This window comes from Streptomyces sp. NPDC030838 (genome assembly GCF_055572035.1).
Window position 1 is genome coordinate 458642 of record NZ_JBVIED010000003.1, and the last position, 12419, is coordinate 471060.

The 12419-nt window shown below is 72.1% G+C and carries 11 protein-coding genes, 1 tRNA gene and 1 pseudogene; 4 read left to right on the plus strand and 9 right to left on the minus strand.

Annotation, left to right across the window (positions count from 1 at the left end; translation table 11 throughout):
* Window positions 1-28: 28 nt before the first annotated feature.
* Window positions 29-1426: an NAD(P)/FAD-dependent oxidoreductase gene (locus ACZ42A_RS12615; RefSeq protein ID WP_468527168.1), complete on the minus strand. Its 1398-nt coding sequence runs from the start codon at window positions 1424-1426 to the stop codon at window positions 29-31.
* Window positions 1427-1535: 109 nt separating this feature from the next.
* On the opposite strand from ACZ42A_RS12615, the gene ACZ42A_RS12620 reads away from it, so the two are divergent.
* A complete protein-coding gene (locus ACZ42A_RS12620; protein WP_468527169.1) occupies window positions 1536-2435 on the plus strand; it encodes an aminoglycoside phosphotransferase family protein in 900 nt (299 codons plus the stop codon).
* A 50-nt stretch (window positions 2436-2485) separates the two neighbouring features.
* On the opposite strand, the gene ACZ42A_RS12625 is transcribed toward ACZ42A_RS12620, so the two are convergent.
* A tRNA-Thr gene (locus ACZ42A_RS12625) sits at window positions 2486-2559 on the minus strand.
* A gap of 217 nt (window positions 2560-2776) precedes the next feature.
* Between ACZ42A_RS12625 and ACZ42A_RS12630 the strand changes: the two genes are divergently transcribed.
* The 3 genes from ACZ42A_RS12630 to ACZ42A_RS12640 all read left to right on the plus strand — a co-directional run bounded on the left by ACZ42A_RS12630 (window position 2777) and on the right by ACZ42A_RS12640 (window position 5443).
* Window positions 2777-3865, plus strand: coding sequence for an ABC transporter ATP-binding protein (locus ACZ42A_RS12630; RefSeq protein WP_468527170.1), 1089 nt, complete (start codon window positions 2777-2779; stop codon window positions 3863-3865).
* A 209-nt stretch (window positions 3866-4074) separates the two neighbouring features.
* Window positions 4075-4530, plus strand: a complete 456-nt coding sequence (locus ACZ42A_RS12635) for a hypothetical protein (protein WP_468527171.1) — start codon at window positions 4075-4077, stop codon at window positions 4528-4530.
* A gap of 181 nt (window positions 4531-4711) precedes the next feature.
* Window positions 4712-5443 (plus strand): nucleotidyltransferase family protein, encoded by a 732-nt coding sequence (locus ACZ42A_RS12640; protein ID WP_468527172.1) that lies wholly within the window; start codon window positions 4712-4714, stop codon window positions 5441-5443.
* A gap of 84 nt (window positions 5444-5527) precedes the next feature.
* Here ACZ42A_RS12640 and ACZ42A_RS12645 read toward each other — a convergent pair whose 3' ends face one another.
* The 7 genes and pseudogenes from ACZ42A_RS12645 to ACZ42A_RS12675 form a co-directional block, all read right to left on the minus strand.
* Complete coding sequence (locus tag ACZ42A_RS12645) at window positions 5528-7192, minus strand: DoxX family protein (protein ID WP_468527173.1); 1665 nt, start codon at window positions 7190-7192, stop codon at window positions 5528-5530.
* Window positions 7193-7320: 128 nt separating this feature from the next.
* Window positions 7321-7428: pseudogene (locus ACZ42A_RS12650) on the minus strand (TrmH family RNA methyltransferase); the annotation flags it as partial.
* Window positions 7429-7520: 92 nt separating this feature from the next.
* Complete coding sequence (rlmB, locus tag ACZ42A_RS12655) at window positions 7521-8459, minus strand: 23S rRNA (guanosine(2251)-2'-O)-methyltransferase RlmB (RefSeq protein ID WP_468527174.1); 939 nt, start codon at window positions 8457-8459, stop codon at window positions 7521-7523.
* 89 nt (window positions 8460-8548) lie between these two features.
* Entirely contained in the window at window positions 8549-9949 is a 1401-nt protein-coding gene (gene cysS, locus ACZ42A_RS12660) for a cysteine--tRNA ligase (RefSeq protein WP_468527175.1), read from the minus strand.
* 58 nt (window positions 9950-10007) lie between these two features.
* A complete protein-coding gene (gene ispF, locus ACZ42A_RS12665) occupies window positions 10008-10511 on the minus strand; it encodes a 2-C-methyl-D-erythritol 2,4-cyclodiphosphate synthase (RefSeq protein ID WP_468527176.1) in 504 nt (167 codons plus the stop codon).
* A complete protein-coding gene (gene ispD, locus ACZ42A_RS12670; protein WP_468527177.1) occupies window positions 10501-11253 on the minus strand; it encodes a 2-C-methyl-D-erythritol 4-phosphate cytidylyltransferase in 753 nt (250 codons plus the stop codon). The genes ispF and ispD overlap by 11 nt, the downstream gene beginning before the upstream one ends.
* A 300-nt stretch (window positions 11254-11553) precedes the next feature.
* Window positions 11554-12036: a CarD family transcriptional regulator gene (locus ACZ42A_RS12675; protein WP_003953493.1), complete on the minus strand. Its 483-nt coding sequence runs from the start codon at window positions 12034-12036 to the stop codon at window positions 11554-11556.
* Window positions 12037-12419: the final 383 nt, after the last annotated feature.

Consider the following 12419-nt stretch of genomic DNA (forward strand, 5'->3'; position numbering starts at 1 on the left):
CCGCGCCGGGCGTGGCCCGACGGCGCCCTCAGTGGCGCCCGGCCACCCGGTCCGCCCACCGCGCCAGCCGTGACGACTCGGCGCTGTGCGTCACGGTCTCCCGCCGGTCGGCCGCGCGGTAGGTGGCGTACATGCCGTGCACACCCAGCCAGCGCAGCGGCTCCGGCTCCCACCTGCGCACCTTGTGCCCGACCCACGGCAGCTCCGTCAGCTCCGTCCGGCCGCCCTGCCCGGAGTCCTGCTGCACCAGGTCCCGCAGCGTACGGCCGGCCAGGTTGGCGGTGGCGACCCCGGAACCGACGTAGCCGCCCGCCCAGCCGAGGCCCGTCGACCGGTCCAGGGTGACGGTCGCGCACCAGTCGCGCGGCACCCCCAGCACCCCCGACCAGGCATGCTCGATCCGCACCCCCGCGAGCTGCGGGAAGAACCCGACCAGGATGTCGCGCAACGCCTCCACGGTCTCCGCCTGGGTGCGCCCGTCGTTGTCCGTCCGCGACCCGAAGCGGTACGGCACCCCGCGCCCGCCGAGCGCGATCCGCCCGTCGGCGGTGCGCTGCGCGTACATGTACGCGTGCGCCATGTCGCCCAGCGTCTCCCGGCCGTCCCAGCCGATCGCCGCCCACTGCTCCTCGGTCAGCGGCTCGGTGGCGATCATCGAGGAGTTCATCGGCAGCCAGGTCCGCCGCTGCCCCTTCAGGGAGGCGGTGAAGCCCTCGGTGCAGCGCAGCACATACGGCGCGCGGACGGTGCCGTACGGCGTCACCGCGTGCTTCGGCCGGATCTCCGTCACCGGTGTCGACTCGTGGATGACCACGCCCAGCGCCTCCACGGCCGCCGCGAGGCCCTTCACCAGCTTCACCGGATGCACCCGCGCCCCGTGCGGCGTCCACGCCGCCCCCACCGCGTCCGCGACCCGGATCCGCCGGGCGGTCTCCCGCGCGCCGTACAGCTCCCGGTCCTTCTCCCCGAAGGCCAGCTCCGCCGCGTGGAAGGCCTTCAGCCGGGCGAGCTGCGCGGGCGTACGCGCCACCTCCAGCACCCCGCCCTTGTGCAGATCGGCGTCGACGCCCTCGGCCTCGGCGACCCGGATCACCTCGTCGACGGTGTCGTTCATGGCCCGCTGGAGCCGTACGGCGGCCTCGTGGCCGTGCAGCTTCGCGTACCGGTCACGGCCCGCGATGCCGTTGTACAGCCAGCCGCCGTTGCGCCCGGAGGCGCCGTAGCCGCAGAACTTCTGCTCCAGGACGGTGATCCGCAGAAAGGGGGCCGCCTTCTTCAGGTAGTACGCGGTCCACAACCCGGTGTATCCGCCCCCGACGATCACCACGTCGGCGGACGCGTCCCCGTCCAGCGGCCTCCGCGCCTCCGGGAAGCCGTCGGACGCGTACCAGAAGGAGACTCCGCCGTTCACGACACCGCTGCTCATGGCCCCGGACGGTAACCCGCGCGGAGCGCCGCTGTCTCCTTCGGATTCCGTGGAACCGGGGCTCCTCAGGGGCCCGTAATTCAGGTGAGGGCCCGCACGCGCGCGCGTAGTGTCGCTTGACGTGATCCATGTCCCGGAGGAACTCGCCGCGTCCCAGGAGAAGTTCAACGGCGACGAGGGCCGCGCCTTCATCGCCCGGCTGCCGGAGCTGGCCGAGACCTTCCTGGAGCGCTGGGAGCTGCGGCTGGACGGGCCCTCGATGTACGGCTGGTGCGCGCTGGTGCTGCCGGTGCTCCGCGCGGACGGCACCCCGGCCGTGCTCAAGCTCCAGCTCCTGGACGAGGAGAGCGAAGGCGAGCCCGTCGCCCTGCGCGCCTGGAACGGCGACGGCGCGGTCCGGCTGCTGGACCACGACCCGGACACCGGCACGATGCTGCTGGAACGCCTCGACCCGGCCCGGATGCTCTCCCACGTGCCCGACAGCCGCGAGGCCGTCCTGGTCATCGCCCGCCTGCTCGCCCACCTCACCTCCCTCCCCGCCCCGGCGGAGCTGCGCCGCCTCGGCGACATCGCGCACGCCATGCAGGACCAGACCCCGTGGGCCCTGAACCGCATCCCCGACCGGGAGGCGCGGAGCCTGATCGCCGACTGCGCGGCGGCCGTACGCGAGGTCGCCGACGAGCCCGGCGACCGCCTCCTGCACTGGGACCTGCACTACGAGAACGTCCTCGCCGCCGACCGCGCGGACTGGCTCGCCATCGACCCCAAGCCCCTCGCCGGCAACCCCGGCTTCGACCTGCTCCCGGCGATCGACAACCGCTTCGACCCCGACGAGGTCCGCTGGCGCTTCGACGCGATGACCGACGCCCTCGCCCTGGACCGGGACCGGGCCCGCGCCTGGACCCTCGCCCGGGTCCTGCAGAACTGCCTGTGGGAGATCGAGGACGGCCGCCCGCCGGAGGCGGAGCAACTGGAGATCGCCCGGCGACTGCGGGCCGCCCGAAGCTGATCATCGCGAAAGGCCCGGGGCTGACCACAGCCACCGGGCCTCTGCCGGGGAGCCCCCTGTCGGATTCGAACCGACGACCTTCGCTTTACAAGAGCGGCGCTCTAACCAGCTGAGCTAAGGAGGCACGCGCGCGTGCGGTGCACCGCGCCCGTGCAGTGTACCCAGCCCGGTGCCCGCCCCTGTCGAAAATTTCCGCGAAGTTCACAGCCGTCCGGCTACTGACAGAACAGGTGAACGGCAGGTACCGTCCTGACCCAGTTCACGCGTGTGGACTACACCAACCACCTTCCTACAACGGATCGTCCGGCACGTTCCTGCCGGTAGAAGGGGGCCCATTCACCATGGCCACTGTCACGTTCGACAAGGCGACCCGGATCTACCCGGGTTCCGACAAGCCCGCCGTCGACGCCCTCGACATCGAGATCGCGGACGGCGAGTTCCTCGTCCTGGTCGGCCCGTCCGGCTGCGGCAAGTCCACCTCCCTGCGCATGCTCGCCGGCCTGGAGGACGTCAACGGCGGCGCCATCCGCATCGGCGACCGCGACGTCACCCACCTGCCGCCCAAGGACCGGGACATCGCCATGGTGTTCCAGAACTACGCGCTCTACCCGCACATGACGGTCGCCGACAACATGGGCTTCGCGCTCAAGATCGCCGGCGTCAACAAGGCGGAGATCCGGCAGAAGGTCGAGGAGGCCGCGAAGATCCTCGACCTCACCCAGTACCTGGACCGCAAGCCGAAGGCGCTCTCCGGCGGTCAGCGCCAGCGTGTCGCCATGGGCCGCGCCATCGTGCGTGAGCCGCAGGTCTTCCTCATGGACGAGCCGCTGTCGAACCTCGACGCCAAGCTCCGCGTGTCGACCCGTACGCAGATCGCCTCGCTCCAGCGCCGCCTCGGCATCACCACCGTCTACGTCACCCACGACCAGGTCGAGGCCCTGACGATGGGCGACCGCGTGGCGGTCCTCAAGGACGGTCTGCTCCAGCAGGTCGACACCCCGCGCAACATGTACGACAGGCCCGCGAACCTCTTCGTCGCCGGCTTCATCGGCTCCCCGGCCATGAACCTGGTCGAGGTCCCGATCACCGACGGCGGTGTGAAGTTCGGCAACTCGGTCGTGCCGGTGCAGCGTGACGCGCTCTCCGCCACCACCGACAAGACGGTCACCGTCGGCGTCCGCCCCGAGCACTTCGACGTGGCCGGCCCGGACTCCGACCTCGGTGTCGCGGTCACCGTCAACGTCGTCGAGGAGCTGGGCTCCGACGCGTACGTCTACGGCACCGCGCAGGTCGGCGGCGAGTCCAAGGACCTGGTGGTCCGCGTCGGCGGCCGTGAGGTCCCGGAGAAGGGCAGCCAGCTGCACGTCGTCCCGCGCTCCGGCGAGACGCACGTCTTCTCCACGTCGACCGGCGCGCGCCTGTCCGACTGAGCGGAACAACCCCGGGTAATTCACCCAGGTTGACGAAGAGGGCCCCGCAGAGCGCTGCGGGGCCCTTCTCGTTGTCGACAAATACCCCGGCACACCCGCCCATTTCGACCACCGTTCGTCAACTCCACACCCCGGAAAAGGCATCTGCCCGTCCCCCGAACCGGTGACCAAATGTCGCCAAATCATTACCGGGCGCTACCCTCACGAGCGTGAAGCACTCCACCACCCAACAGACGCGACGCGGCCGGGGCCCCGCCCGCCGGATCGGCCGCTCCCTCGCCCTCGTCCTGCCCGTCGTCCTGGTGCTCTCCGGGACCCTCGCGGTGACGCATGTCAACTGGTCGGGGAACCCCGAGGGCTCGGTGCTCGCCGCCTCGGACATCTCGGCCGCCGACGCCTCCACGCGCGCCGACCGCAAGGCCGCCCACGAGGTGCTGCGCGACCAGCTCCTGACCGAGCTGCAGCAGAAGGACCCGGGCGTCGCCCTCACCCACCTCCAGCAGGCCGTGGACGAGCGCCCCTCGCTCGCCAAGCACTGCGTCTCCATCGCCCGCGCCCTCGGCCGCGCCGCGGTGGCCGCCTACGGCCCGACCCGCGCCCAGTCCTACGCCCGCCCGGTCTGCGACACGTCCTTCGCCTCGGGCGTCCTGGCGGCCCACGGCTGAGATGAGGTACGGGGCCGTGTCGGGGAGACACTCCGGCACGGCTCAAGCGCCGTCCAGGGGAACTCGCTCAAGGGGCGCGGGGAACTGCGAACAACCACAGACGGCCCGCACCCGCAAACGCACCGCACCTCCCGAGCTGGTAGGCGCCCGGCCCTTAGAACCCAGCACGTACAGTTCGGCCATGACTGATCCGAACGCCGCCGCCCGCCCCACCCAGGCGGTCATCCTGGCCGGAGGCCAAGGCTCACGGCTGCGCCCCTACACCGACGACCGGCCCAAGCCGATGGTCGAGATCCCCGGGACGGGGACGCCGATCATCGGTCACCAGCTCACCTGGCTCGCGGAAGAGGGCGTCACCGACGTCGTGGTGAGCTGCGGCCACCTCGCCGAGGTCCTCAAGGAGTGGCTGGACGCCGCCGACCTCCCGGTCTCCGTCACCACCGTCGTGGAGAAGGAGCCGCTCGGCCGCGGCGGCGGCCTGAAGTACGCCGCCGCCCACCTGCCCCACCCCGACCGCCCCTGGTACGCCACCAACGGCGACATCTGGACCCGCTTCTCGCTGCGCGAGATGGCCGACTTCCACACCGAGCGGGACGCCGTCGCGACCCTCGCCCTGGCCCGCCCGCGTATCCCCTGGGGCGCCGTCCGCACCGACGGCTTCGGTCACATCACCGACTTCATCGAGGCCCCGCCGTCCACCTTCGAGATCAACGCGGGCGTCTACGTCTTCTCCCCCGAGTTCGCCGCCCTGCTCCCCGAGCGCGGCGACCACGAGCGCACCACCTTCCCGCACCTGGCCCGGGAGCGCCGGCTGGCCGGCTTCCCGATCCCGCACGGCGCGTACTGGCGCGCCATCGACACGGCGAAGGACCTCACTGAGGCGGCGAAGGAACTGGCGGCGCTGGGCCGCTGAGCGCCTCCTCGCCGTACGACGAAGGGGCCCCGCACATCATCGTGCGGGGCCCCTCTGCCGTACGGCGGAGTGCTCGCGGAGCCGCTACCCGAGCAGCCCGCCGACCAGCCCGGGCTGGCCCGACGAGGTCTCCCCGCCGCCCGGCGAGCCGGTGCTGCCGCCGCCGGTGGTGCTGCCGCCGCTGGACGTCGGCCCGGCCGTGGTGCTCGGGGCCTGCTGCGCCGGGGAGGACTGCTGCGGCGGCGCCTGTCCCGCCGTGCCCTGCGTCTGGCTGGGCGCGCCCCCGGTGGCGGTGTCCCGGGTGGCCCCCGGCGTGGTCGCGGCGCCCGCGGTGGGCGCGGCCGAAGTGGCGCCCTGGGTGGGCGAGGAGGTGGTGGCGGACGGGCTGGTGCCGGCCCGGCGCTCGCGGGGCTCCTGCGGCAGCGGCGAGCCGGGCAGCTCGTTGCGCGGCGGCTCGCCGGGGCCGGGCACGACCACCCGGTCGGCGTCGCGTACGGCACCGCCCAGCAGGGAGCCGATCAGCAGGGTCAGCCCGATCATGACGGCGGTGACGAGGGCGCCGCGGCGCAGCACGTACTGCCGCAGCTCCCAGATGTCGGCCCGCGGCCCGAGCCGGCGCCAGGCGAGGCCGGCGAGCCGCCCGTCGACGGAGTACACCGGCGCACCGGCGATGATCAGCGGCGACCAGGCGGCGAGGTAGATGATGTCGGGCGTCTCGTAGGCGGGGACGCTCTTCCAGCTGACGGTGACGAGCAGCGCGGCCGACAGCAGCGCACCGCCCACGGCGGCGACCCGCTGCCAGCAGCCGAAGACCGTCAGCACGCCCACGATGACCTGGGCGAAGGCGATGACGAGCCCGGAGCCGACCGGGTGCTCCAGGGCGAACTGGCGCAGCGGCTCGGCGACTTCCCAGGGGTGCAGGGTGTTGAGCCACTTGACCATGGAGCCGCGCTTGCCGCCGTCGAAGTAGACGGGGTCGCAGAGCTTGCCCATGCCGGCGTAGATGGAGATGAAGCCGAGGAAGATCCGCAGCGGGAGCAGCACGACCCCGAGGTTCATCCGGCGGCCGGGATAGTACGCGTGCCGTGCCGGGTCGCCGCCGTGCCGCCGGCCGCGGGCCTCGCCGTCGGCCGGGTCGGTGTCCGGGTCGCCGTCGAACCGCTCGTCCTCGTAGGGGAGTTCGTCGTAGGCGCCCTCGACGGTCCGCATGTGCGGCAGCAGCCGGGTGCCGTCGCCGGGGGTGCGCTGGGCGCCGACGACGGGAGTCTCGACGGTCTGGTCGAACGCGGTGTAGCCGTCGCCGTCGTAGCCGTCGTATCCGCCGGTCTCGGCCTCGACGCGCGGGATGACCTGGGTGGCTCCGGCGTCGGCGGCCGAGGGTTCCTCGACGGGCCGGACGCCCGCACCGTGCACGGCCTGGAGCAGGCGGTGGGCGCCGGTGTCGTCGGGGGCGGACCTGCCGCTCCAGACCACCGGGCGGCGGCGGGTGCCGGCGGGGGCCGCTCTGCCCGCCGCCGTCCCCACGACGGGGATGCGGGCGGTGTTCTCGGCGGTGGTCATGTGCCGTGCGACCCGCGGGGATTGCGCGCGTCCCGAGGAGGCGCCCAGCTGCACGCGGAAGCTCGCGTGATTGACGATGACCTGCGCCGGATCGCTCGGCACCTTCACCATGCTCAGCGCGGGAGCGTCGTCGAATCCCGACGAGCGGTCCCCCGTGGGTGTGCGGGGTGTTCTGGTGTCCACACTCATCTAACCGAGTGACGTGTGGTTAGGACACTGCTTTGACCCGCCGGATCTGTCCGGACCGCGTCAAGCTTGCCCGGACAGCCCCGAATACGCCTTACGGGTGACTCGTCCGCACACCCGTTCCCGGCGCATCACGCCCGTCGGCGCGCCGCCTCGTACAGCACGATGCCCGCCGCCACACCGGCGTTCAGCGACTCGGCGCCACCCGGCATCGGGATCCGCACCCGGAAGTCACACGACCCCTCCTGTCTGCCGCCCTCGCACGCTACGCGGCTTCGGACGGCTGCGCCGGCCTCCGGCCGACGGCTCCACCTGCCCGAGCCAACCACCGTCAAGCTCGCCGACGCGCGGCCTCGTACAGGACAATGCCCGCCGCGACACCCGCGTTCAGCGACTCGGCGCCACCCGGCATCGGGATCCGCACCCGGAAGTCACACGTCTCGCCGACCAGCCGGGACAGGCCCTTGCCCTCGCTGCCGACGACGATCGCGACCGGCCCCTCCAGCGCCTCCAGCTCGCCCAGCTCGACCTCGCCGTCCGCGGCGAGCCCGACGACCACGACACCGGCCTTCTTGTACTGCTCCAGCGCGCGGGTGAGGTTGGTGGCCCGGGCGACCGGCGTGCGGGCGGCCGTGCCGGCGGAGGTCTTCCACGCGCCCGCGGTCATCCCGGCGGCGCGCCGCTCCGGTACGACGACGCCGTGCCCGCCGAACGCGGAGACGGAGCGCACCACGGCACCCAGGTTGCGCGGGTCGGTCACCCCGTCGAGGGCGACGATCAGCGGGTCCTCGCCCTCCTCGGCGGCGGCGTCGAGCAGGTCCTCGGGGTGGGCGTACTCGTACGGCGGCACCTGGAGGACCAGGCCCTGGTGGTTGAGCCCGTTCGTCATCCGGTCCAGCTCGGGACGCGGCGCCTCCATGAGGTTGATGTTGCCGCGCTCGGCGGCCAGCTGGAGCGCCTCGCGGACCCGCTCGTCGTTGTCGATGAACTGCTGGACGTAGAGCGTGGTGGCGGGCACGCCCTCGCGCAGCGCCTCGAACACCGGGTTGCGCCCGACGACCAGCTCGCTGGTGCCCTTGCCGCCGGGGCGGCGCTGGGTGCGGCCCTGCGCGCGGCGGGCCTTCGCGGCGGCGGCCCGCTGCTTGACGTGCCCCTTGCGCATCTCGGCGGGCGGCGTCGGCCCCTTGCCCTCCAGGCCCCGGCGCCGCTTGCCGCCACTGCCGACCTGCGCGCCCTTCTTGCCGGACATGCGACGGTTGTTCGCGGCCATGACCTACCTGTCTCTGTGGTGCGTCGGATACGTACGTGTATGCAGTGTGCCGCCCGGGGAGCCGGGCGGCACAGTCGATCATCAGGCGCTCAGCGGGAGCCGAGGCTCCAGCGCGGCCCCTGCGGGCTGTCCTCGATGACCAGGCCGGACTGCTTGAGCTGGTCGCGGATGGCGTCGGCCGTCGCCCAGTCCTTGCGGGCCCGCGCGGACTCGCGCTGGTCCAGGACGAGGCGTACGAGGTTGTCGACGACGCTGTGCAGGTCCTCGCCGCGCTCGTTCTCGCCGGCCCAGTGCGGGTCGAGCGGGTCGAGGCCGAGCACGCCGAGCATGGCGCGCACCTCGGCGAGGCGGGCCACCGCGGCTTCCTTGTCGTCGGCGGCCAGGGCGGAGTTGCCCTGCCGGACCGTGGTGTGCACGACGGCGAGCGCCTGCGGCACGCCCAGGTCGTCGTCCATCGCCTCGGCGAAGGCGGGCGGCACCTCGGCGGACGGCTCCACCGCGCCGCCGGCCAGCTCGACCACGCGCTGTACGAAGCCCTCGATCCGCGAGAACGCGGCCTCGGCCTCCTGCAGCGCCTCCTCGCTGTACTCGATCATCGAGCGATAGTGCGGGGTGCCCAGGTAGTAGCGGAGCACGATGGGCCGCCACTTCCTGACCATCTCGGAGACCAGCACCGAGTTCCCGAGCGACTTCGACATCTTCTCGCCGCTCATGGTGACCCAGGCGTTGTGCACCCAGTACCGGGCGAACTCGTCGCCGTAGGCCTTGGCCTGGGCGATCTCGTTCTCGTGGTGCGGGAAGATCAGGTCGAGTCCGCCGCCGTGGATGTCGAAGGCGCTGCCCAGGTACTTGTGCGCCATCGCGGAGCACTCCAGGTGCCAGCCCGGCCGGCCCCGGCCCCACGGCGTCTCCCAGGTCGGCTCGCCCGGCTTGGCGGCCTTCCACATGGCGAAGTCCCGCGGGTCCCGCTTGCCGGTCTCGCCCTCGCCGGAGGGCTGGAGCAGGTTCTCCAGCTCCTGGTTGGAGAGCTGGAGGTAGCCGGGGAAGGACTTCACGTCGAAGTAGACGTTGCCGTCGGCCTCGTAGGCGTGCCCGCGCTCGATGAGCCCGCGCATCATCTCGACCATCTCGGTGACGTGCCCGGTGGCCCGCGGCTCGTACGTCGGCGGCAGGCAGCCGAGCGCGCCGTAGCCGTCGGTGAACGCGCGCTCGTTCTCGTACCCGATCGCCCACCACGGCCGCCCCTGGTCGGCGGCCTTGGCGATGATCTTGTCGTCGATGTCGGTGACGTTGCGGATGAACGTCACCTCATAGCCGCGGTAGGCGAACCAGCGGCGCATGATGTCGAAGTTCAGACCCGACCGGATGTGGCCGATGTGCGGCGCGGCCTGCACGGTGGCACCACACAGGTAGATCGAGACACAACCCTGCTTGAGCGGGGTGAAGTCACGGATCTGCCGGGCGCTGGTGTCGTACAGGCGAATAGTCACCACTCCAGGGTAGTGGGCCCTGGGCAGTGGGTTGCGCCGTACGGCGGTTTCGCCGCGGTCACGTCGTCCGTACGACCAGCGCCGTCGCCACCGCCATCAGGCCCTCCCCGCGCCCCGGGAACCCGAGCCCGTCCGTCGTCGCGCCGGACACCGAGACCGGCGCCCCGGCCGCCTCCGAGAGGAGCTTCTGGGCCTCGTCGCGGCGCTTGCCGATCTTCGGGCGCGGGCCGACGACCTGTACCGCGATGTTGCCGATCCGGAAGCCCGCCGCGCGGACGATGCGGGCCGCCTCCGTCAGCAGGGTCACGCCGGACGCGCCGGACCACTCGGGACGGCCCGTGCCGAAGTGCTGGCCGAGGTCACCGAGGCCGGCCGCGGAGAACAGCGCGTTGCAGGCGGCGTGGGCGACGACGTCCGCGTCGGAGTGCCCGGCCAGCCCCGGCCCCTCGCCCTCCCACTTCAGGCCCGCGCACCACAGCTCGCGGCCCTCCTCGAAGGCGTGGATGTCGGTGCCGATGCCGACCTGGGGCAGCGGCATCTCCACGGGTGCCTCAGAAGCCATCGTTGAGCCTCCTGCGCGCCAGGACCGCCTCCGCAAGGACCAGGTCCAGCGGCCGGGTCACCTTGAACGCCTCCTCGTGGCCGGGCACGACCACGACCTGGACACCCAGCTGCTCGACCATGCTCGCGTCGTCGGTGACGTCGTCGGTGACCGTCTCGTGCGCCCGCACCAGCGTCGCCCGGTCGAAGCCCTGCGGCGTCTGCACCGCGCGCAGCCGCGCACGCGACGGCGTGGCCAGCACCGGCTCCGGCTCGCCGGGCGTCCGCGCGGGCTCGACCTCCTTGACGGTGTCGGCGAGCGGCAGCGCCGGCACCACGGCGGCCGCGCCGGCCCGTACCGCGTCGATCACGGCGTCCACCGTGTCCACCGGCACCAGCGGGCGTGCGGCGTCGTGCACCAGCACGATCTCGTGCCCGGGCGGCACCGCGTCCAGCCCGAGCCGTACGGACTCCTGCCGTGAGTCGCCGCCGGGGACGACGACGAAGTCGGTCCGCTCGGGCAGCGCGTGCGCGTCGAGCAGCGACTTGACCTCGGCGGCGCCGTCGGGCGGTGCCACGACCACGACGAGGGACACCGCGCGGGAGGCCGCCATCGCCCGCACCGCGTGGACCAGCATGGGAGTGCCGTTCAGCGCGCGAAGCGCCTTGGGGGCGCCCGGGCCGAGGCGTACGCCCCGCCCGGCGGCCGGAATCACGGCGGCGACGGAGGCCGCCCCCGGCGAAGGTCGCGAAACGTCAGACATCGTTTCCTGTCAGGTTTGTGTGCTCGGCCTGGTTGGGTATGGCCTGGGGGTACCCCCCGCTCACCGAGCGTGGGGAGTGCCGGGCGCGCAGCCTTGACCGGACCCTTCCGTGACACCGGTCGAGCCGGCAGCCAGGGCCCGGCACGCACAGTACCGGGGGGAGCTCCCCTCGGCGTATGGCGCGTGGCGTGCCGTGAGACGAACATGCCGCAGCGCCCGGCGACGTCGCTTGCGTCATCGGGCACCGCGGCATTTCGGTGTACTGAGATGTACCGGGCTTCAGCGGGCTGCTGCCACGCGTCAGGAGGCGAGAACCTCGTCGAGCAGGGCCTCGGCCTTGTCCTCGTTCGTGTTCTCCGCGAGGGCCAGCTCGCTCACCAGGATCTGGCGGGCCTTGGCGAGCATGCGCTTCTCACCGGCGGAGAGTCCACGCTCGCGCTCGCGACGCCACAGGTCACGCACGACTTCCGCGACCTTGATGACATCGCCGGAGGCGAGCTTCTCCAGGTTTGCCTTGTAACGACGGGACCAGTTCGTGGGCTCCTCGGCATACGGCGCGCGCAGCACCTCGAAGACCCGGTCCAGTCCGTCCTGACCGACCACATCACGCACGCCGACGAACTCCGCATTGTCCGCTGGCACACGCACCGTCAGGTCACCCTGGGCGACCTTCAGCACCAAGTAGGTCTTGTCCACGCCTTTGATCTGGCGAGTTTCGATGGCCTCGATCAGCGCGGCCCCGTGATGGGGATAGACCACGGTGTCGCCAACCTTGAACGTCATGTGACAGGTACCCCTTCCGTGGCTATCCAGGGTAACACGGATACGGCGTCTTCTGAATGGCGTTTTCGCAGGTCAGGGCATATCTCGGGGCTTGACAACAGCAACAGGAACGTGCTTCGCGGGGCCGGCGGAAGAAGGTATTCGCAGGTGGGAGCGGCTGTCCGGGCCGGGCGAAACGGGCACGTCACACGCCGCCGACGCCCGCTCCAAGCGGCCGAACGTCCCGATATGTCCGGTTGCAAGTGCTCGACTTCCGCTACTCCGTTCGGTGCGTGGAGGCGGGTACGAGACGAATCCGGAATTGATCACGCCACTCGCTCACGTCGCCCGGCGTGATCAATTCCGGGGGCGGTCGCGCATTCCTTCACGGAAAATTCGCGCGC